The following is a 19,040-nucleotide window of genomic DNA, read 5'->3' on the forward strand; positions in this document are numbered from 1 at the left end:
GCTGTCAACGTGCAGCCGCCTGAGAAGTCCTGCCTGAGCACGCCCCGAGGCCAGGTGACGCATCATCCGATCCAGCACGGCGGCATCGCTGTCCGTGGCGGCAGCCAGTTCCGGTGCCATCCGCAGTCCCGCCGCGATGTGGTCGGCGAGCCGCAGGGTCGCCGCCAGACGTAACGCCATCGGCGTCACCAGGTCCGCCATCGCCCACAACCCCGTCCCGGCCGAACCGCCCTCTGCCATCAGGTCCCTTCTTCGTTTCGGCACACCAAGGCACCAGCCTGGTGGCCCGAACAGCAGGCGGCAACCGGCTAGCGACACCGCCAGCGGCGCCGCTCCGACGACAACGCAGCGCGGCGGCCCCGGCCGACGCGCAACACCGGCGAGCGCGCCCCGATCCCCGGCTGCGTCCGCGCCGCCCATCCCCCCTCTCCTCTCCCTCAACTCCAGCCAGGGACATGGGCAAAAGCGGCCGCAACGACGATGTCCGCACCCCGACCATGCCTGTACGCCCGGGATGACCTGGGCGCATCCCAGGAGGCTGTGAGGGCTCGCGCAGCACCCAGCGCAACGGGTAGGCGCAACATCTGTCGCAACAGTGCACCGGTCAGCGGTCCCGTGCGGGCAGGTGGACCAGGCCGGTGTCGAGCATGATGCGGTCGACGGTCTCCTACAGGGCGCTGTCGGCGCCGATGACGGTCTCGATGCCGCCGGGCAGCAGATCGCGCGGCCGGTACCGGTCGCGCAGCTGCGTCTCGTTGACGCGGTCGGCGATCGCCTTGGTGGCGTGCCGGATGAGGGTTTCCTCGAACGGCACGTCCAGGTAGTAGCCGTGGGTCGGGCCGCGGTGGTCGGCGCGCAGCTGGGTGAGCATGTCGCCGTAGCGGTCGGCGTAGAGGATGCCTTCGACGACGACGTGGAATCCGGCGTTAAGGGCGTAGCGGGTGGTCAGGTCGATCAGGCCGATGTTCGCGGCGCCGGGCCGGTCGTGCTCGCGGAGCACGATGCGGCGGAGGTTGTCCTGGCCGAACAGGGCCAGGCCGCGGCCGAAGCGTTCGCGCAGGCCGGCCGCGACGGACGACTTCCCTGAGGCGCTGTTGCCGCGGACCACGACCAGCCGGGATTCTTCGGTTCCCACCATCACGGCGGTCACGCTATCGACGGCCGGTGACAGTGGCGGTGGTCCGGGCGACCGTCCGCCGATGCCGTAGCCGTGGTTACCTGGTGGCTTCCGGTCCGGTCCCGAGCGGTCGACGGCCGGCTGCCGACCGGTACGGCTGAAGCTCGGCCGGCGCGGAGGAAAGCTGGGCGGCAAGCTCAGCAGCCATGCGGCCGCGTCCGCCGAGGTCGTCCGCTTCAGCGGCAGGATTCGGGCGGGGACCGGTGCCCAGCGGGCGGCGCATCGTGCTCACCAGGTCAGTCTCCCAGCGCGTGCGCGTCGAGCACGCCCCGGTCCCTCAACTCGGCAAGGTCGGGGAGCTGGAGGTGGTGGAGGGGGCCGGTGTCCAGATCGGCCTCCGTGGCCACGAGGCGGGCTCGCGGCTCGGCGGCGGCCACGCTCGGGGCTGTCGCCAGCGCCTTGGGGCCGTGGCCAAGTCGTCGGCGTCTGTCGGCAGTCACAGCTGATCATCGCACGGCGGGGCCGCGGCCAAGAGCTGCGAAAGCCTAGTCACCGACCGCTCCGCCCCTTGAACTCATTGGTCCGCGGGAGCCTGGCCGGGTTCGTCTCTCACCGGGACCGATCGCGCCCACCGTAGAGGCAAGGCTGTCCCCCCACACGCCCAAAAGACCGGTAGAGAGCCCCGGCCGGCACTCGGGGTCCCCGAAACCGGCGGGGGTGCCACTCCCCCGCCGCTGGTGGTTCGGGCCTGCGCCCCGGGTGGGGCCGGGTGGGCTGTCAGCCCCAGGCGACGCGCAGACTGGGCCCGGGAGAACTCGCGCAGCTCGCGCAGCTCGTGCAGCCACGACTGGACGTAGCCCTGGGAGCAGCCGCAGTCGATGAAGCAGCCGTCCGTGACGGCAGGGCGTCCGGCACCCTCGGGTCGAGGCCGAGCACGAGCAGGACACCCCCTCCTCGGAACAGCCCCGCCGGCAGACACGCGTCACCATGTCCTGCTGCGTTGTCCCTGCTCTGCGTCGGTTTGCGGCGAGTAGCGGGGCAGGAAGCCGGGGCCGGACGTTCGTGAGCTTCGGATCCGCATGGCGTCGACATCACCGGCGTTGACCAGCGCCTCCCGCAACTCGCCCACCCCACGGGGGTTCGGACTCGGGGAGGGCCACCGAGCCGTCCAGCAGGGCCCGGGCGTGCCGGCGGACGGCCACGTCATGCCACGCCTGATCGAGCAGGGCGGCGGCGTTCTTCGCGGGTCAGCCACTGGTGAGAGCAGGTGGCCGCCGCCGTGTCCGGGGGCCGTTGTTGTCCATGTTGTCCTTGGCATGTCACCGGCGTGTCACGGCTGATCCGCCAGAGCAACCGAAGGCCGACGATCTTCATGTACACCGAGTGAGTGCCGCAAGGAACCGGCACCGGTCACATCCTTCGGGGGGCGTCATGCAGTACAAGAACAGCATCCGCAGAGCCGCGGCGGCGATGGTCGTGGTCTCGGCGGCCACACTGCTGGCCACGGGATGCCAGCCGAGCGGCGACGATTCGAGCGCCGCCGCGCCTTCGGCGGCGGGGAAGCCTTCGGACGCGCCCTCGGCGGCGGGGACTGGCGCGAGCACGCCGAGCCCCGCCGCCTCGGAGTCCGGCAGAACCAGCATGCCGCTCGCGGACCCGGCAGGGAGCGCCTCGTCCGGGGGGTCGGGCGGAGAAGGCGGATCGAGCGGCGCCGCTCCGGCGTGTGCCCCGGCGGACCTGGGCACGGAAGGCCACCAGGCGGCAAACCACCCGCCGGGCACAGGCACGGGAGCGATGGTCGTCGGGTTCAAGAACACCTCTGGCAACGCCTGCACCCTGCAGGGCTTCCCGACGGTGGCTGCGGCAGGGATGACCCGCCCGGACCTCAACCGCCCGCTGGCGGTGACGCGTACGGGATCCGCTTCGCCGGTCCGGCTGGCACCGGGCCACACGGCGTGGGTGAAGCTCACCTTCGTCCAGGTCCAGGGCGAGGCAGACGGCTACTGCGTGTCCGGGGCCGAGCCGCAGACATACCCGACGCTGATCGTGGGCCTGCCCGGCGCGGGCCGGCACCAGGTCCAACTGGAGGACGCGAGGAACATCGCCGCCTGCGACGACAAAGTGACTGTCACCCCGGTGTCCGAGTCGAAGCCTTCCTGAAACGCATAACCCAGGTTCCCATCCCGCCGGAACCTCAACGAAGAGACCCCCAGACCGGTCACAGCCCCGGAGGCCACGTGCGCCGGCGCACCGAGGCCGACGACCAGGCCGTTGGCTCCGGCGGCGAAGGCCATGTTCACGTCGATGCCGACCAGGTGCCGCAGGGTGCACTCGGCGTCCGTCATCGGCCGCGCCCAGTCGTACGCCTCCTCGAACAGCTTCTCCGCCAGGGCCGCGCACGTGGAAGCGCGGCAGGTCCTTGAGCAGCGGATGGCCGTCGCGGGCCTCGCACGGCGCCGGGTCCACCGGGTCCTTGCCCAGCGAGCCGGGGTTGTGCTCGGAGTGCCGCTTGCCCGTCGCGTCGGGTTCGGACGCGCGGGTCGCGGGGTGCAGCGCGGTCATCAGCTCCAGGCCCGTGACGGCGGTGAAGCCGCGCGGCGTCATCAGCCGGGACGCGTATACGCCGAGCACGCGGGCGAGTTCGGCCGGCGGGAGCTGCTCGGCCTCGCCCCAGTGGCGGGAGTCGAGTGCGTGCCAGGAGGAATGCACAGCTGGACGCAGTTGCGCTCCGAACCTGCGCGGGGCGGTAGATCCGCTGCCCCAGGGCCCGAATCCGCGCTTGGTCAGCTTCCGTTCCGCGCGGGGCCAGCTGTTTGATGACCTTGTGGCCCTCCGGCAGGCGTCCGGTGAGCCGCTCCTCATCGGTGAGGGCGACGGGGAGGCGCCGTAGCGCTCCGTGGCGGCCTCGGTGAGCACGAGCAGCGGGTCGGCGTCCTTGCCGGGGCCGGACAGCTTCGGCTGACCGGGCTTCGCCTCGCGCAGCGTCCAGTCCACCTGGGGTGGCGGGGACTTGGCGGGCACGTCCGGGACCAGGCCGCCGACGCAGTACGCCAGCACCTTCCCGTCCTCGACGTCGACGACCGCCAGCGGCCCGTTCTCGCAGCACGGGTCGGGGCCGGCCGCCGGTGTGTTGGCCGGGGCCGCCTTCCGGGCGCCCGGCCGCCGCGACGTCGATGACGGCCTGGTGGTGCGCGCCGGACGCGGCGCGGGCGCCGGAGCAGCGGCGAGGGGGGCAGGGGTCTGGGTGTTCTCGGTTGCCGTCATGGCCGCAGCCTCGGACACCTGTCCTGCGGGCAGAGTCTGCGCTTCCGCCGGGGCGGGTGCGCCGCTGAACGTGGCCGGCACGGGGGCGGCCGGCTCCTCCGGCGCGGGGTAGGGCTCTGCGAGCTGCCTCAGGAGCCGCGTGTACGCCTCGCACACCGGGCCGCGCGGCTCAGTCGGTTTCTTCGTCGACTCCCAGCCGGACACCATGGCCCGGCGGACCTTCAGAGCGGCGGCGACTTCGTCCAGCGTCAGGCCGTGCGCGGAGCGCAGCCGCTTGGGCTCCTCCGCCGGCGGCAGCGGAGAGCGGGACGGTCATGCGCGAAACGGCGGGAGTGCGGTGCCCGATCCCATTCCGGCGGGGTCGACGGGGAACCGGAGCCGGGACACCCGGGCTCTGTGACACGGCTGTGACCAAAGGAGTGGCTTTCGTCACAGCCGGTGGTATCGGGTGGCTGGTGAGGTGGGCGGATGCGTGCCCGCCTCTGCCTATGCCGACGGCCCGGAAGGGGGCGGCGACCGTGATCATGCTGCTGGCCCTGCTCGTCGCCTTCGCCGCGGCCATCGGCGCGGTGTTCGCGCTGATCGCCGTGCTCGGCGCCGTCCTGCCGGGCCGTCCCGAGCCCTGGCGGCGGCATCTGACCCGGCGGGCCGCCTGGCTGGCCGCCGCCGGGGCCACCGTCGTCTACTTCTGGGGGCTGGCCGGCGTGACGGCCTCCGAGGACGCCTTCGGGGACGGCGCCGACTCGGTACCGGCCCCGGCCTGCCGCGGCGACGAGTTCCCCCGGGAGACCGTCGAGGGCCTGACCCACCATCGGGCGTCCTATCTGCCGCTGGCCTTCGACTGCGTACGCGAGGACGGCAGCACCTACTCCGCCGACCCCGCGTACGCCTGGATGAACCCCACGGCCGCAGCCCTCGCCGGGTCCGCGGCCCTCCTGGCCATCGGCGAGGGGTACGCGACCGAACGCCGGGCACGGCGGGAGGCCACCGGGTGATCCGCCGGTATTCGCTGCCCATGGTGGTGAACCTGCTGCTCGAGCGAGCGAGGTGAGGTGACGCGGCCAGAGCTGCCGTTTCCGTGACATCAGCTCGAGTACTGCGCTTGCAGTCGGCCCACTCCCTGCGCGGCATCAGCTGAACGCCCGGCTGGAGCGTGCAGCCGGAAAGTCGGCGGGGGCCGTGAGGTCTCACTGGACGTCCCCACACAGCGGGTCAAGGCTGCGGTGGAACGGCTGGTCAAAGCTGGTGCCACCGTACTACGGATCAAGGATGAGCCCATGGGGCTCTACGCCGCCATGCAGGACCACGAGGGCAACGAATTCGACGTCGTCTGAGGGCCGTTGCGGCAGTGCTGGTCACAGCCCCCACACCGCCCGCTGGGCATCCGTGAGCTCGCCCCGCGGCTGCCCGCTTACGGCCGGCCGCCTTCGCCGCGTTGCTTCCGGGCGGCCTGGACGCTGGCTTCGAGCGCGGCCATCAGGTCCACCGGGGCCGCGGCCTCCTCCAGCGGGGCCGGGCCCTCGTCGGCGGCTTTCGCTGCGACCACTGTTCCAGGGCGTGGGCGTATTCGTCGTGGAGGTCGCTGACCCCGACGCCGGTCAACTCCGCGATGAGGACTTCGGCGAGTGCCAGCTCCCGGTCGGTGTCCGGTGGGGACGAGGCAAGGTCGCCAGGTTCGCGGAGCTCGGCCTCCCAGAGCAGGGTCTGCACGACAAGGATCCCGTCGCGTGGGCTTAGCAGGGCGAGGCGCTCGCGGCTTCGGATGGCGATCTTGGCCACGGCCATGTACCCGGTGCGGGCGAGTGCCTCGACGAGCAGGGCGTACGGCGGTCGGCGCCTGGGCCGTCGGGCCTCGCCCAGTAGGGCTTGGCGTAGCTGATGGGGTCGATGTCCTGTCCGGGGACGAAGCCGAGGACCTCGATGGTGTGCTTTGTGGGGAGCGGCAGGTGCTCAAGGTCCTCGTCGGTCGGGACCGTACGGCCGTCCGGCATCGCGAAACCGCGCCCCACTTCCTCGTAGGGGATCTCCCTGCCCTCGGCCCGGCAAAAACGCCGGTACTCGACCCGGGAGCCGTCCGTCATCCGGGCATCCTGGGCAGCGCTGTGTCTGGGGGCGGCTACCGTTCACTTAACCCAATAGTGACTAATGGTTCACCCAAGGGGCGTATGCCCGATATAGGACTAATTGCAAGTAGAGCCGCGTCGGTGCTCTCGTGCATGGGAGAAACAACATGACCACCTCGGCTTTCCCTGGGCAGCAGCTCCCCCTTGTGATCTCTTCGGACGGTGAGCGCGTTGTTGTGACCTTTCACGGTGTTCTGTACTCCTGGATGGCGTGTGCCATCGAGGAGCAGTTGCGTGATCCGCTCTTGAGTGGTGCGCGGGAGTGGCTATTCGACATGCGCGATCTAGAGCGGATTGACTTGGTGTGTGCCTACGCACTCCTGCGCCTCGCCAGTGCGGCGGATGCCCCATCCGTGTGCGTGTCCCGCTCGAACCGTCGCGTACAGCGCACGCTGCATCATGTCGGCCTGCCCGCTGTCGCGACTTTCGATGTCTGACCGCGGCCCACGTTGTGGGGTTGTGTTCAAGAGCGCGACGCTGCTGGCTGACTGGGCCAGTCTCACGGCTGGTCAGAAGGTGCGCGGCTTGCGCCGCATCGTGGTGGTTCTCTTGGTTGCGGTCGTCTTCGCGGGCACTTCACGGCTACGTTCTCGGCCGATCACCTTCGCCGCGTTCCTGCCGGACTGCCGGGACGCCGGCCTCCAGCGCGGCCATCAGATCCACCGGGCCGCGGCCTTCTCAACCAGGGCCAGTCCCGCGCCAGCGGCATTCGCCGCGACCAACTGCTCCAGAGCGTGGGCGTATTCGATGACGCTGCAAGCGAGTTGAAGCAGGCCGAGGTGCAGATCGGCGCGTATCTCGTAGCGGATCCGTAGCCGCTTGAACTGGTGGAGCCAGGCCAAGGTCCGCTCGACCACCCAGCGGGTCCGGCCCAGGCCGAAGCCATGGGCTGTGCCCTTGCGAGCGATCTTCGGTGTGATGCCACGGGCCCGGAGGAGGCGGCGGTATTTGTCGGAGTCGTAACCCCGGCCGGCGAACAGCCGGCCAGGCCGGTGTCGCGGCCGCCCGCGGACCCCGCGGATGGGGGGTATCGCGTCAAGCAGAGGCATCAGCTGAGTGACGTCGTACGGTTTCCGCTGGTCAGCGAGACGGCCAAGGGAGTTCCGTGGCGGTCGGTGATCAAGTGGTGCTTGCTGCCCGGACGCCCGCGGTCGACCGGCGAAGGTCCGGTGTGAGCCCCCCTTTGAGGGCCCGGACAGGGGAGCCATCGGCCGCGTCGTCATGTCCAGCAGACCCGAGGCCCTCAGCTCGGCCAGCAGTACCTCGTGCAGCTGCGGCCAGACACCGGCCTCGGTACAGTCCCTGCGCCGGCCAATGGCCGGCCCTGCACGTGGTGCCAGATTGTGTTCACAGCTCCACCCGCGCCGCTGCATCTCCTGTCGGTGGCGTCGACGTCGGTAAGGCCCGTGGCAGACAGAGCGACGAGCACGGCCACGGCCGTCAATGGCCGGTGGGCTAGGGCATGGACGGGTATCGGCATGGCCATCACCCCAGAAGCGGCCGGATGCAGTCCGGACACTCGTGCACCTCACATCCCGGCCACGGGGCTTCAGGGACGAAGTTCAGAGCCTGCGGGCAGCGTCGGGGCAGCATGCCCCGCTGCTCCACCAGGCCGAGCAGGCCGCCGGCTGATTCCACGGGACGACGCGGAGCGCCACCGTCCCGGCACACCGACCCGTAGGCCGGCGCGAAGCAGGGCGGGTCGACCCCCGGTGGGACGTACACTCCACCCATGCGTTGCACACAAGCGGTGAGGGAGGGCCTGCGACAGGCACCTCGCGCGCTGTGCACCACCGGCCCCGGGGTCCCCTGCCGCGCTTTGCACGGCCACGGCTGACCTGCTCGACGGGCCCTCTCCCCCTTCCGCCCCGCCCCTGGCTCTTCCCGCGCAGCCGGGGCTTCTCTCCGGTTTGCGGAACACCGCTCCACTGATCTGTCTGCTGAGCACCATCCCCCGCGACTCCTCGGCGTGCCGTCTGGCATCGCCCTCGGCGACGGCCGGACCGCCGGCCCAGTCGCACCCTCGAAAGGACCCCTGTGAATTTGAGCGAGTTGCTGGCCGGGCACGACCATGAGGTTCTACTGGGTGATCCCGAGACGAGGATCACCGCGGGAGCATGCTTCGATGCCCACCGCGTCTCGCCGGGTTCACTGTTCATCGCGGTGCCCGGTCACTTCGAGGGCGGCCCCGAGCTCGTCGGCCCGGCTCTGGCACGTGGCGCGGTCGCGGTGCTCGTCGACGACGCGGCGCCCGATCTCGCGGCAGGGGTGTTGGCGTCGGCCGCCGGGGTGTGTGTCGTACGGGTGCCTGACACGCGCAAGGCGGCCGCGGTGGTCACCTCCCGCTACTACGGCGAGCCCGGGCGGGAGATGGACATGGTGGCTGTCACCGGCACCAACGGGAAGACTTCGGTGTCGTACATGTTCGAGTCCGTGCTCCGGATCGCCGAGGGCGCACGGGTGGGGGTCATCGGGACGGCCGGCAGCCGGATCGGCGACAAAGTGATCCCGATGCCGAGATCGGTGCTGAGTACGCCGGAATCACCGGACTTCCAGTACCTGCTGGGGTGCATGCGCGACCGCGAGGTGAGCACCGTGGTCCTGGAGGCCACGTCGATGGGCCTGCTGACCCACCGGGTGGACCGCGCGTTCCTCGACGTGGGGATCTTCACCAACCTCACGCAGGACCACCTGGACGATCACGGGACCATGGAGAACTACCGAGACGCCAAGCTGCGCTTGTTCCAGGGGTTGTGCCGGCACGCGGTGGTCAACGCGGACGACCCCGTGGGAGACGGGATCCGTGCGATGATGCCGGGCGCGGTCACGACGTACGCGCTCGACACGGAGGCCGACTACCGGGCGAGCGACCTCAGCATGGACGCGCTCGGTACGCGCTTCACCCTCCACCACGCCGGACGCAAGTACCCCGCTGCCATCCCCGTCCCCGGGCGATTCTCGGTGGCCAACGCGCTGGCCGCCGTGGCGGCCTGCCATGTCCTTGGGCACGACCTGACTGGACTGGTCACCGCGCTCGAGGCGATGCCCCCGGTCCCGGGGCGCTTCGAACGTTTCGAGACTCCCCGCGGCACCACCGTGATCGTGGACTATGCGCACTCTCCCGACTCCCTGGACAAGGTGCTCACGGCCATCCGGGGCTTCGCCACCGGCCGGGTCATCACCGTCTTCGGCTGCGGAGGCGACCGGGACGTCACCAAGCGCGCGCGGATGGGGCAGATCGCCGGCACTCTCTCCGACCTGTGCGTCCTCACCTCGGACAACCCGCGAAACGAAGACCCCGACACGATCCTGGACCAGATCTCACCGGGTCTCACGGCGACCGGGACCCGGTTCGAGCGGTTCGCCGACCGCCGCCGAGCGATCGACTTCGCGCTGTCCGCCGCAGAAGGCGACGACATCATCCTGATCGCCGGGAAGGGCAGCGAGCCCTACCAGATCATCGGCGAACAGCTCCTCCCCTTCAGCGACATGGCGACAGTGCGCGAACTCGCCGCGCTGCGGGGCCAGCCACGTCGATCAGCCACCCGTGACGGCCAGCAAGAGACCGAAGACCATCAGGACGCCCTCCCGCCCACGAGCGGGCCGCCAGCTCGGTGACGACACCCGCGAACGCGCAGGCCAGAAGGGGGGCACCACAGGCGGGCAGGGTTGGAGAGTGTGTTCGGGGTCTTGTCCGGATGTGCAGCGTTTCGGGGGCGGTTGTCGTGGCCCCGCGGACTCACCCACGCCGTCGTCGGCGGCCGCCAGGAGTTCTCCGGCCCGCTCGTCAGCTATCCGGCGGGCTGAAGAGGCGCCGCCGGCTCCGGTTCTGAAGGGCAGGCCGTGTTTACCTTACGGGTCGACCCGTAAGGTAAATGCCATGAGCTCCTCTCTGCCCTCCAGGGGGCGTCCCAGGGATCCCCGATCGCACGAGGCGATCATCGGCGCGACGGCAGAGCTGGTGGTCGACGTCGGCTACGCCGCGACATCGATCGGGGCGGTGGCCGCGCGGGCCGGTGTCGGCAAAGACACGATCTACCGGCGGTGGCCGGGCAAGCCGGAGTTGGTCTTCGAGGCCGTCTTCACGACCACCGATGATGTTCCGCCCCCGGACACCGGAACACTGGCCGGGGATCTGACCGTGCTGCTACAGGGCCTGGTCGACGAGTTCCGCGCGCCTGCCGCCGCGGCGGCACTCCCGGGGCTGCTGGCCGACTTCGCCGCCGATCCGGATCTGAAGGCGCGCATCCGCGGCGACTTCCTGGCCCCGTCGAAGGAACGGCTGCTGGTTGTCTTCGAACGCGCCGTGCTGCGCGGGGAGATCGCGGCCGAAACGCCCGTGGACCTGGTCCTGGACACGCTGGCAGGAGCCGTGTTCTTCCACGTAGGGCTGGTCGGGGAGCACCCTGACCCGCAGCTGGCCGCTGTCGTGGCCAAAGGAATCGAGGTCCGATGAACGGCTGGCTTCTCGCGGCAGGGATCACCGCGCTCGGCGTGGCCGCAGTGCACATCGTCGGCGGGCACCGCGATGTGGTGCGCCCGCTGCTGTCCTGCGATCTCGCGGACGAACCCAAGCGCGTCCTGCACGCCGTTTGGCACATGGTGAGCGGCGACTTGGTGCTCTCCGGACTCGCTCTGCTCTACCTCTCCCTGACGGACGGTACGCCGGGTACCGGCCTGGTGGCGTGGTTCGTGGCCGCGCACTTCATCGCCTACGCGGCAGCCTTCTTGGTCGTCACGCTGTCCGTCGGCTGGCCCAGACCACTACTGCGTCTACCGCAGTGGATTCTGCTCCTGCCGGTCGCAGTGCTGGCAGCGGCGGGCGCCGCGTAGCCACACGCCCGGAGAGCTCACGCGGCCGCCGCGTCAAGCCGTTCCGGCATGCCATCGAGCCTGCCAGGTTGACACCCCGCCATCACGGCTGCCCCCGTAGACCCTTCGGTGTCCATTGACACGCCAACTGAGTGGGAGCAAAGAGCGACACCCAGAAAATTCCGAGACCGGCATCAGCAGCCCTCCGGCCGGTGCCCGGGACGCGGGGGGCGCCTCCATGTCTTTCGTCAGGCGGGCTGTGGGGTTCTGGGTTCGTAGAAGGTGCCGTCGGCGTGAACGGCCTGGGCAGCAGCGAGCTGTCCAGCTCCACCCACTCCTTGCCGACCTTCACCCGGGACAGGTCGACGTGCGACAGGTCCCCCAGCCACGAACCCGGCAGCTGCGGGTCAAACGCCGGGTCCTTGACGTGCGTCGGCGCTCCGAGGCCGACAACCCGGCCGTTGACTCCGGCGGCGAAGGCCAAGTTCGCGTCGATGCCGACCAGGTGGCGGCGCAGACATTTGTCGTCGGTGAGCGGGTGTGCTGGCCGCCGCCTTCCATCAGGCCGTTTGGGAAACGGCGACGCACTGACCACCACCATCTCCTGACTACGCGACCTGACCCCGGGCGGCGACTTCGCCTACTGCACCGACATCGCGCACTTCATGGCCAACCTGCCCCACGACGGCCCCTCACCAGCACAGTGGCTCGACAGAGAACAGCCCACTCGCCAGCGGTGGCGGGACCTGGTCGCCGCCCGGCGCGATCACCTGCGCACCGCGCTGTGACGCACGGCGGTCCCTGCCGGATCCGGCAGGGACCGCAGTCGTCTGCTGCTGGGATCAGGGGGTGAGGTCCAGTACGCGGACCGGCTCCCCTGCCCACCGGTGCGGGGCGGTGGTGGCGATGATCGCGCCGTCGGGACGGGCCGGGGGTGGGCTGCGCCGCGTACTGACTGTGCGCCGCAGCCCAGGTCTCCTGCCGTGCAACTGCCAGGGCGGCAGCCAGGTCCAGATCGAGGACGGTGATGCCGGGGAGGGACGCCAGCTGCTCGGCCGTGCCGGGCCGGGCGCGATCGGCCTCGACTAACGCGCACGCCGGGGCGTACAGAAACCAATCTGCTTCGGCGTGGGCGCGGTGGATCAGGCGGGAGGCGAGGACATTGCCCTGACCGGCCGCGGCCATCGCGGTGTCGTCCAGGACGATGTGCATGGCGTCGCTCACCGGCCGGTCACCTGGGCCAGACGCCGGTCCAGCTCGCTGTCCAGATTCTGCTCCTCGGCAGCGGTCGGCGCGTAGCCGTTCCACTCCTTCAACGCGGCCAGGGCCTTCTCGGCCCGCTCGGCCCGCTCGGCCCGCTCGGCCGGAGTCAGCAGCGTTTCGGCGAGGCGGGCGAGATACGCGCGCAGTGAAAGGCCCTCAGCGGACGCAATCGCGGCGAGCCGGTCCTTGGCTTCCTCGGGAATGCGGATGTTCGCATCGGACATCGTTGTGCTCCTTCCCATCCCGTCGGCGGTGATCCTCCATTCCCCCGACGGAGGTCCCCCACCTCCCTGGCCCCGCCCGCGTGCTGCCATGAGGGCGGGGCCGCGCCGTCCCTCCCGGCCTCCCCACGGGAGGGCCGACGGCTGTGCAGGTAGCGCCAGACGTTTCCCGCAGCCGGAACGGCCCTGGCTTCGCGGCCTCCCCGAGAGAGCCCTCGCCGACACAAGCCTGCCCGGCTTCACGGCTACGGCCGATGGCCTTCGCCGCGTTGCTCCCGGGCGGCCTGGACGCTGGCCTCCAGCGCGGGTCCTTCCTTCGCGAGCCGCTTGGTGACGTGACGGTGAAGCACCGCGAGGGTCCGCCGCTCCAACTCGTCCTCCTGCAAGAGCCCGTCCCGCGCGGCGAGGATCGGAACACCTCGTGGACCACGGCCTCGGTCGTTGCCCTGCTGCCGCAGTGGAGCTCCGCGTAGGCGTGGAAGAAGTCCTGGTGGCTGAGGACGAAGGCCCGGCGCCTTCACCGGCATCTCCCGTGCACATCTTGGCGGTTTGATCGAGGAGTTGGCCGGGCAGCGGAGCGCGCGCTGTGAGTCCGCACTGCACGAGCGGCGCGGCGGCAACCGCAGGCTCCGTTTCGCCGCTCCGCGTGACCCGGTGATGGTCGCGGACTGGGTGTCCTTCAACGTGATCGACACCGAGAAGCAAGACTGGGCACGCGGCTGGGCGAAGCTCAAGCAGTACGCCGAACGCGAGGGCCACGCCCGAGTTCCCTACGGCCACAAAGAAGGCGCCTACCCCCTCGGGCAATGGGTCGCGGAGCAGCGACGCGCCTACGGGGGAGGGCAGATGAGCGGCCTGCGCGCCCGCAGGTTGGAGAAGCTCGGCATGGTCTGGAGCCCCGCGGACGAACGGTTCCAGGAGAACCTGGAAGCCGCCAAGGCCTACTACGACCAACACTGGACACTGTGCGCACCCCGATCCGCAGTGGCCCTGGACAGGCCGGTGGGGCAATGGCTCTCCAACCTCCGAAGGCCCGGTGCCCTCGACGGACACCCCGGCTGGAAGACCGCGCTGGAGGCCCTGGACGAAGACTGGAAACCCCGCGTGGCCAGCCCACTGGCAACGCCACTACGCCGCCCTACGCGAACTCCTGGCCGACGAACAGGGCCAGGCCCACGTCCTGCCCGGCGTCACCGTCCACGGCATGGACATCGGCAAATGGCTCGCCCGCCAACGCACACCGAAGACCTGGCACGCCCTTCACGACGGGCAACGCGAACGCCTCGAGGCCATCGGCATCACGCCGCCGGCCCCGGAGCCGGAAGAGCCCGCCAAGGCACCCAAGGCGCCCGTGAGCCTTCCAGAAGGGCATCGCAGCCCTGTAGACCTGCCGGACGTCCCCGAGATCCGCCTCGGAGTGTTCCTGTCCAACACCAAGAGCAGGCGGGCCAAACTCACCCCCGACAAACTCCAGCAGCTCGCCGCACTCGGATGCGACTGGACCGCGGCGTGACGTCGCCGTACGGAGGCGGCCCCGGCCGTACTGCGTCCTGCCTCACTCCCGTACATGGGGCTGCCAATCCCTGCGCACTCGCCGCGGACGAACACCCTGAACGCCATGACGGTCCTACGAGCGACCCCGTATCCCGCGGCGCGTCGATGCTCGGTGCGGCACAGCGGATCAGTCAGGGCAACCGGGCACCGGGTCCGGGCTGCCGCTGCAGTTGGTGGGCTGGTTGTCCGCCACGATGGTGGACAGCAGCCGTACCGGGCCTTCTTCGCTGTAGATGCCGCCCGGGGCGGCGGCTGCGATGTTCCCGGTCACCGAGCTGTCCTCGAGGGTTGCGGCCGGGTCGTTTCCCCGTTGGGCGATGCCGCCGCCCTTGCCATTGGTCCTGTTGTCGCGGACGTGACTCCTGTTGAGGAAGAGCCGACCACGGTTGCCGATGCCGCCGCCGAGGCTGGAGGCATGGGTTGCCGTGTTGTCGATGACGGTGCTGTCGTTCAGCGTGGTCGTCCCACCGGTCCCGTTGCTGATGCCACCGCCTCCTCCGCCATGAGAGGTGTTGCCGGAAATCACGCTGTCGTTGACGGTCAGGCGGCCGGTGTTGTTCCGGATCCCCCCGCTCGTGTCACCGGCGGTGTTGCCGCTGATGGTGCTGCGCACGACCGTTGCTGTGCCGTCCTGGAACATCCCACCGCCATGGGAACTCGAGGTATTGTCGTTGAGAATACTGTCCCGCAGCGTCACGGAACCGCTGAAATTGTCGATGCCTCCGCCGCCCGGACGCGCGCCCAGCCCGCCGGCCACATTGTTGATGATCTTGCTCTCGTTGATCGTGAGCCTGCTGGCCGGGCGGACCCAGATTCCGCCGCCGTTCTCAGCGCGGCCGTCGCGAACAGTGACGTTGTTCAGTGTGAGATCACCGAAGGGACTGTCGACGAGGAAGAGACGGAAGTCCTTCGCCGATTCCCGCTTGATCGTGCTTTCCTGGCCGTGGATGGTGATCTCCGAGATGACGGCCGGCAGAGCAGTGTTCTCGCTGGCCGGCGTTGTGATCCCGTAGGTGCAGCCAGGAGTGAGCCAGAACTCTCCGCCACCGTGCTCATTCGCCTTGCGGATGGCGTCCTTGAGCGCATCCTCATTGCACGCGACCGGCCGTTGAGGCGCTGGATCGGCGGCGGATGGAACGGCTGTGGCAGCGCTGATCACAGCGGCCACGGCAACAGCGGTTCGTAGCTTGGGCACAGCGTTTCCTTCTTTCCAGCCTGCGGGCCCTCCGGTCGGAGGCACTTCCGACGTGCGTCCGAACCACGAGAGAAGGTGAGCAAGGCATCTCTAACCGCGATCGTTCGGACTGAGCGTGGGCTCACCCGTTCGCGGGACGCGTCCACCGGAAATATCAGGTCCGTGTGCACACCAGGAGACATGCCATGGGGGCGGGCTTCCCGGCGGGTGAATCTTTCGCCCATCGGGGCCAGTGGGCGACACGACATGCCAATGAGCGGGAATGCCCGGCGTACTTGGGATTCGGCCACCTGGAACGGAGCACCCAATGGCGTCAGCATCGCGACTGCGGAGGAAGACGGTCGCCCGACTGGCAGGCGGCGTTCTCCGCCCTCGCCGTCGTGGCCGCCACGGTCCCGGCCCAGGCTTTCGAGAGCACACCCTCACGGTGGATCGTCGTTCTCAAGGACTCTGCCGGCGACCCGTCCAAAGTCAGCGCAGAGCACACCAGCCGACGGAACGCGCGCGTGAACCATGTCTACCGTGCCGCGCTCAAGGGGTACTCCGTCACAGCCACGGCCGACGAGCTGGCTGCTGTCCGTGCGGACCCGCGCGTCGCCTACGTCGAAGCGGACCAGCCAGTGCGCCCTGCGGACGGACGACCGTCCAGGAACCGTTCACAGCCCATCGCGTTCGGAGAGGAAGTCAACCAGCAGTGGAATCTCTTCCACATCGACGCGGTGGACAAGGCCGAGGGAGGCGGTCTCACTGCACATCGCGCCGCGGACGTGGGCGTTGCCGTGCTGGACAGCGGTGTCAACGTCAACAGCCCGAACCTGAACGCCGCCGTCGGGGCCAATTGCACGGACAGCCCTGACCCCCTGGACACCGAAGGCCATGGGACCGCGGTCGCAGGTGTCGTGGGGGCGCGGAACAACGGTGGCGGAGTGCTTGGAGTGGCTCCGGGAACCAAGATCTGGTCGGTGAAGATCCTCGGTCCGAGTGAGAGCTTCGTGTCCTCCCTCATCTGCGGTATCGACTGGGTGACTGCCAACGCTCACGCCAAGAACATCAGAGTCGCCAACATGAGCGTCCTGACCGGGGCGACCGAAGCCGCGCATCAAGCCATCCGCGCGTTGGCCGCAGCCGGAGTCGTCACCACGGCCTCCGCCGGCAACGGGCCGTTCGACTTCCAAGGAAGCGCACCTGCCGGCTTCCCCGAGGTTCTCGCGGTCACGGCGAAGGACGTCTACAACCTTCCGTGGAACTTCTCCGCCTTCGCCCTGCGGGAAAAGGAGATCAAGCACACGATCTCCGCCCCTGGTGTCGACATCTACGTCGAGACGCTGCCGAACACCCTGTGCGGCAGCAGTGAACGCTGCCCGCTCTCCGGTACGAGTTTCTCGGCTCCCCAGGTAGCCGCAGTGGTCGCCCTGTGCCTGACGTCGGGGCGCTGCAAAGGCGGAACGGACGAGATCATCCAGACCGTCCGCTCGGATGCCCGGGAGCATTACCTGGAGACGGACCGGACGTTCGGCGGAACGCCGTCACTCGGCCCGAAGTTCTACGGTCACCTGGTGTGGGCCGGGCTGCACAGGCAGCGCTGATACGGCGGCGCTCCGGCGCCCCGTGGTTGGTGGTCCAGGCTCCTCATGGCAACCCGCAGGCCTTACACGGCGCTCTCGTCTCGCTTGCAATGACCGCGGCCGGTGCCGCCTGGCCGGCATCGACGACGCGGTCGGCTTTGAGACGAAGGTGGTGATGGCCAAGACCATGGTCCGCCGGGCGATCGCGGACCGGATTCCGATTAGGTGGGTGACCGCGGACGCCGCCTACGGCTTCTCCAAGGGCTGGCGGTCCGAGCTTGAGCAGGCCGATGTCTTCCACGTCATGGCCACCACCCGGCACGACACCGTCGTCACCCGCTGGGCCATCGACCACCCCGTTCACGACCTGTTTCACGGGCTGCCACGGCAGAAGTGGAAGCGCCGGTCCTGCGGCAACGGTGCCCACGGACCACGCGTGTTCGACTGGGCGAGGGTCGAGGTCCGCCCATGGCACCGGCCCGACCGGCAGCACTGGGTGATCGCCCGCCGCAGTGTGAGCCGGCCCGAGGAGATCTCCTACTACATCGCCTACTGCCCGGCCGGAACCACCCTCGACGAGCTGATCCGCGTCGCCGGCAGCCGCTGGGCGATCGAGGAGTGCTTCCAGACCGCCAAGGGCGAGTGCGGGCTGGACGACTATCAGGTCCGCCGCTACCCCGGCCGGCACCGACACATGACCCTGGCCATGGCCGCCCACGCCTGCCTCACCGTCCTGCGGGCCCGCGAGCTCGATACAGAGAAAGCAGAAACGGATCCTCCGACCTTGTCCCCCTCAGCCTCGCCGAAATCAAGCGTCTGATCCACCGCCTCACACGCCGCCGCCCAGCACCCATCGACCACGTCCTGCACTGGTCACACTGGCGCCGCCGACGACAACACCAAGCCCGCATCAGCCACTACAAACGACGCGGCCACACACCACCCGAAACTGCCCCACCGTCACAGCAAAGACCGTTGCAGTACTAGTAGTGCTTTGTTAGCTGGTCTTGTCGCGTTGGGTGTCTGGTAGTTCGCTGGCTGTATGAGGGCTGGGGAGCTTGCGGCGTGTCGAGTTCGGTTGGAGGAGTTCGCGGCCGATGTGTTCGCGCCGTTGGTGCGGCGGGATCAGCGTGAGAAGGGCTCGCTGTATGTGCGGGGGCTGTTGCTGGAGGGGCGGCGCAAGTCGATGCAGCCGATGGCCGACCGTCTGGGCATCGACCACCAGCGGCTTCAGCAGTTCATGACGTCCTCGACCTGGCCGGTCGAGGAGGTGCGGGCCCGGCTGGCATGGCGGGCGGTCGCCGCGGTCCGCCCGCAGGTGTGGGTGGTGGACGATACCGGTTTCCCCAAGGACGGCATCTCCTCGCCCGGGGTGGCCCGGCAGTACTCGGGCACCCTGGGGAAGGTCGGCAACTGCCAGATCGGTGTCAGTGTCCACGCCGCCTCGGACACCGCCTCGTGTCCGCTGTCGTGGCGGCTGTTCCTGCCCGCCGGCTGGGACAACACACCTGAGGCTGCCGCGCGTCGCAAGAGCTGCCGGATACCCGATATCGAGGGCCACCGCCCCAAGTGGGAGCTCGCTTTGGAGATGCTCGACGAACTCGAAGGCATCGGGCTGCGGCCCGCCGTGCTGGTCGCGGACACCGGTTACGGCGCGAACGCCGGCTTCCGCCGTGGTCTGGAGGACCGGCGCCTGGCCTACGTCCTTCAGGTCAAGGGAGAGATGACCGTTCATGGCGAGGAGGCTCTGCCGCATCAGCCCGCCTACGGAGGACTCGGGCCCAGGCCCCTGCCCCGCTACCGGATGCAGCCGCGGTCCTTACGTGACCATGTGTCGGCGTACTCGCCTATGTGCAGAGCCGCGTACGGATGAACGTGCAGAGCAAGGAGACCTGCGAAGCGCGAGCGTCGTGGTCCGAGATGATG

Annotated in this window: 15 protein-coding genes and 9 pseudogenes; 12 read left to right on the forward strand and 12 right to left on the reverse strand. The window is 69.6% G+C overall.

All coding sequences use genetic code 11. The features are described from left to right. The 4 genes and pseudogenes from AB0K02_RS33375 to AB0K02_RS33390 all read right to left on the reverse strand — a co-directional run. Positions 1–201 (reverse strand): annotated as a pseudogene (locus AB0K02_RS33375) (hypothetical protein); the annotation flags it as partial. A gap of 403 nt (positions 202–604) precedes the next feature. After that, a pseudogene (locus AB0K02_RS33380) lies at positions 605–1,138 on the reverse strand (kinase). Between the two features lie 275 nt (positions 1,139–1,413). After that, positions 1,414–1,617 (reverse strand): hypothetical protein, encoded by a 204-nt coding sequence (locus tag AB0K02_RS33385; protein WP_365996370.1) that lies wholly within the window; start codon positions 1,615–1,617, stop codon positions 1,414–1,416. A gap of 870 nt (positions 1,618–2,487) precedes the next feature. Then, positions 2,488–2,760 (reverse strand): hypothetical protein, encoded by a 273-nt coding sequence (locus tag AB0K02_RS33390; protein ID WP_365996384.1) that lies wholly within the window; start codon positions 2,758–2,760, stop codon positions 2,488–2,490. Here AB0K02_RS33390 and AB0K02_RS33395 point away from each other — a divergent pair. Then, complete coding sequence (locus AB0K02_RS33395) at positions 2,759–3,277, forward strand: DUF4232 domain-containing protein (RefSeq protein ID WP_365996383.1); 519 nt, start codon at positions 2,759–2,761, stop codon at positions 3,275–3,277. The two genes, AB0K02_RS33390 and AB0K02_RS33395, sit on opposite strands and share 2 nt — an antisense overlap. Positions 3,278–3,351: 74 nt before the next feature. Here the strand turns inward: AB0K02_RS33395 and AB0K02_RS33400 are convergent. Then, positions 3,352–4,381: pseudogene (locus tag AB0K02_RS33400) on the reverse strand (transcriptional regulator); the annotation flags it as partial. Between the two features lie 488 nt (positions 4,382–4,869). Here AB0K02_RS33400 and AB0K02_RS33405 point away from each other — a divergent pair. After that, the gene (locus tag AB0K02_RS33405; RefSeq protein ID WP_365996371.1) at positions 4,870–5,376 is read left to right on the forward strand and encodes a hypothetical protein; all 507 of its coding nucleotides are present in this window, start codon (positions 4,870–4,872) and stop codon (positions 5,374–5,376) included. A 168-nt stretch (positions 5,377–5,544) separates the two neighbouring features. Further along, positions 5,545–5,715: pseudogene (locus tag AB0K02_RS33410) on the forward strand (VOC family protein); the annotation flags it as partial. Between the two features lie 142 nt (positions 5,716–5,857). Here AB0K02_RS33410 and AB0K02_RS33415 read toward each other — a convergent pair. Both AB0K02_RS33415 and AB0K02_RS33420 read right to left on the reverse strand, forming a co-directional pair. Then, complete coding sequence (locus AB0K02_RS33415) at positions 5,858–6,166, reverse strand: hypothetical protein (RefSeq protein ID WP_365996372.1); 309 nt, start codon at positions 6,164–6,166, stop codon at positions 5,858–5,860. Further along, positions 6,115–6,462: a Ku protein gene (locus AB0K02_RS33420; RefSeq protein WP_365996373.1), complete on the reverse strand. Its 348-nt coding sequence runs from the start codon at positions 6,460–6,462 to the stop codon at positions 6,115–6,117. Before AB0K02_RS33420 ends, AB0K02_RS33415 begins: the two co-directional genes overlap by 52 nt. A gap of 149 nt (positions 6,463–6,611) precedes the next feature. On the opposite strand from AB0K02_RS33420, the gene AB0K02_RS33425 reads away from it, so the two are divergent. Beyond that, positions 6,612–6,941 carry a hypothetical protein gene (locus tag AB0K02_RS33425; RefSeq protein ID WP_365996374.1) on the forward strand — a complete coding sequence of 110 codons (330 nt, stop codon included), beginning with the start codon at positions 6,612–6,614 and terminating at the stop codon, positions 6,939–6,941. Between the two features lie 216 nt (positions 6,942–7,157). On the opposite strand, the pseudogene AB0K02_RS33430 reads toward AB0K02_RS33425, so the two are convergent. Beyond that, a pseudogene (locus AB0K02_RS33430) lies at positions 7,158–7,814 on the reverse strand (IS5 family transposase); the annotation flags it as partial. A gap of 727 nt (positions 7,815–8,541) precedes the next feature. Here AB0K02_RS33430 and AB0K02_RS33435 point away from each other — a divergent pair. The 3 genes from AB0K02_RS33435 (at position 8,542) to AB0K02_RS33445 (ending at position 11,337) form a co-directional block, all read left to right on the forward strand. Further along, positions 8,542–10,122, forward strand: a complete 1,581-nt coding sequence (locus AB0K02_RS33435) for a UDP-N-acetylmuramoyl-L-alanyl-D-glutamate--2,6-diaminopimelate ligase (protein WP_365996375.1) — start codon at positions 8,542–8,544, stop codon at positions 10,120–10,122. A gap of 262 nt (positions 10,123–10,384) precedes the next feature. Beyond that, a complete protein-coding gene (locus AB0K02_RS33440) occupies positions 10,385–10,960 on the forward strand; it encodes a TetR/AcrR family transcriptional regulator (RefSeq protein ID WP_365996376.1) in 576 nt (191 codons plus the stop codon). Next, positions 10,957–11,337 carry a hypothetical protein gene (locus tag AB0K02_RS33445; protein WP_365996377.1) on the forward strand — a complete coding sequence of 127 codons (381 nt, stop codon included), beginning with the start codon at positions 10,957–10,959 and terminating at the stop codon, positions 11,335–11,337. The genes AB0K02_RS33440 and AB0K02_RS33445 overlap by 4 nt, the downstream gene beginning before the upstream one ends. 268 nt (positions 11,338–11,605) lie before the next feature. Here AB0K02_RS33445 and AB0K02_RS33450 read toward each other — a convergent pair. Continuing rightward, positions 11,606–11,860: pseudogene (locus tag AB0K02_RS33450) on the reverse strand (transcriptional regulator); the annotation flags it as partial. Between the two features lie 121 nt (positions 11,861–11,981). Between AB0K02_RS33450 and AB0K02_RS33455 the strand changes: the two are divergent. Then, positions 11,982–12,104 carry a hypothetical protein gene (locus tag AB0K02_RS33455; protein ID WP_365996378.1) on the forward strand — a complete coding sequence of 41 codons (123 nt, stop codon included), beginning with the start codon at positions 11,982–11,984 and terminating at the stop codon, positions 12,102–12,104. Positions 12,105–12,158: 54 nt separating this feature from the next. On the opposite strand, the pseudogene AB0K02_RS33460 reads toward AB0K02_RS33455, so the two are convergent. Together AB0K02_RS33460 and AB0K02_RS33465 are read right to left on the reverse strand one after the other, a co-directional pair. Beyond that, a pseudogene (locus tag AB0K02_RS33460) lies at positions 12,159–12,528 on the reverse strand (hypothetical protein). A gap of 8 nt (positions 12,529–12,536) precedes the next feature. Then, positions 12,537–12,803, reverse strand: coding sequence for a hypothetical protein (locus AB0K02_RS33465; protein ID WP_365996379.1), 267 nt, complete (start codon positions 12,801–12,803; stop codon positions 12,537–12,539). A gap of 624 nt (positions 12,804–13,427) precedes the next feature. Here AB0K02_RS33465 and AB0K02_RS33470 point away from each other — a divergent pair. Beyond that, positions 13,428–14,313: pseudogene (locus tag AB0K02_RS33470) on the forward strand (helicase associated domain-containing protein); the annotation flags it as partial. A 168-nt stretch (positions 14,314–14,481) separates the two neighbouring features. Here the strand turns inward: AB0K02_RS33470 and AB0K02_RS33475 are convergent. After that, the gene (locus AB0K02_RS33475; protein WP_365996380.1) at positions 14,482–15,549 is read right to left on the reverse strand and encodes a hypothetical protein; all 1,068 of its coding nucleotides are present in this window, start codon (positions 15,547–15,549) and stop codon (positions 14,482–14,484) included. A gap of 185 nt (positions 15,550–15,734) precedes the next feature. On the opposite strand from AB0K02_RS33475, the gene AB0K02_RS33480 reads away from it, so the two are divergent. The 3 genes and pseudogenes from AB0K02_RS33480 to AB0K02_RS33490 all read left to right on the forward strand — a co-directional run bounded on the left by AB0K02_RS33480 (position 15,735) and on the right by AB0K02_RS33490 (position 18,987). Continuing rightward, on the forward strand, positions 15,735–17,135 hold the full coding sequence (locus tag AB0K02_RS33480) for a S8 family serine peptidase (protein ID WP_365996381.1): 1,401 nt from the start codon (positions 15,735–15,737) through the stop codon (positions 17,133–17,135). 88 nt (positions 17,136–17,223) lie between these two features. Next, positions 17,224–17,934, forward strand: a pseudogene (locus AB0K02_RS33485) (IS701 family transposase); the annotation flags it as partial. Between the two features lie 279 nt (positions 17,935–18,213). Further along, positions 18,214–18,987 carry an IS701 family transposase gene (locus AB0K02_RS33490; RefSeq protein ID WP_365996382.1) on the forward strand — a complete coding sequence of 258 codons (774 nt, stop codon included), beginning with the start codon at positions 18,214–18,216 and terminating at the stop codon, positions 18,985–18,987. The last annotated feature ends 53 nt before the right edge of the window (positions 18,988–19,040 follow it).

Origin of the sequence: Streptomyces sp. NPDC049597 (assembly GCF_040675505.1) — a bacterium.
Classification (GTDB): domain Bacteria; phylum Actinomycetota; class Actinomycetes; order Streptomycetales; family Streptomycetaceae; genus Streptomyces.

Bases quoted from the DNA above. Each gene is read 5' to 3' on its own strand.
- AB0K02_RS33395 (WP_365996383.1), top strand. From the start codon at position 2,759: ATGCCGCTCGCGGACCCGGCAGGGAGCGCCTCGTCCGGGGGGTCGGGC.
- AB0K02_RS33390 (WP_365996384.1), bottom strand. From the start codon at position 2,760: ATGCTGGTTCTGCCGGACTCCGAGGCGGCGGGGCTCGGCGTGCTCGCG.
- AB0K02_RS33405 (WP_365996371.1), top strand. From the start codon at position 4,870: ATGCCGACGGCCCGGAAGGGGGCGGCGACCGTGATCATGCTGCTGGCC.
- AB0K02_RS33415 (WP_365996372.1), bottom strand. From the start codon at position 6,166: ATGGCCGTGGCCAAGATCGCCATCCGAAGCCGCGAGCGCCTCGCCCTG.
- AB0K02_RS33420 (WP_365996373.1), bottom strand. From the start codon at position 6,462: ATGACGGACGGCTCCCGGGTCGAGTACCGGCGTTTTTGCCGGGCCGAG.
- AB0K02_RS33425 (WP_365996374.1), top strand. From the start codon at position 6,612: ATGACCACCTCGGCTTTCCCTGGGCAGCAGCTCCCCCTTGTGATCTCT.
- AB0K02_RS33440 (WP_365996376.1), top strand. From the start codon at position 10,385: ATGAGCTCCTCTCTGCCCTCCAGGGGGCGTCCCAGGGATCCCCGATCG.
- AB0K02_RS33445 (WP_365996377.1), top strand. From the start codon at position 10,957: ATGAACGGCTGGCTTCTCGCGGCAGGGATCACCGCGCTCGGCGTGGCC.
- AB0K02_RS33455 (WP_365996378.1), top strand. From the start codon at position 11,982: ATGGCCAACCTGCCCCACGACGGCCCCTCACCAGCACAGTGGCTCGAC.
- AB0K02_RS33465 (WP_365996379.1), bottom strand. From the start codon at position 12,803: ATGTCCGATGCGAACATCCGCATTCCCGAGGAAGCCAAGGACCGGCTC.
- AB0K02_RS33480 (WP_365996381.1), top strand. From the start codon at position 15,735: ATGGGGGCGGGCTTCCCGGCGGGTGAATCTTTCGCCCATCGGGGCCAG.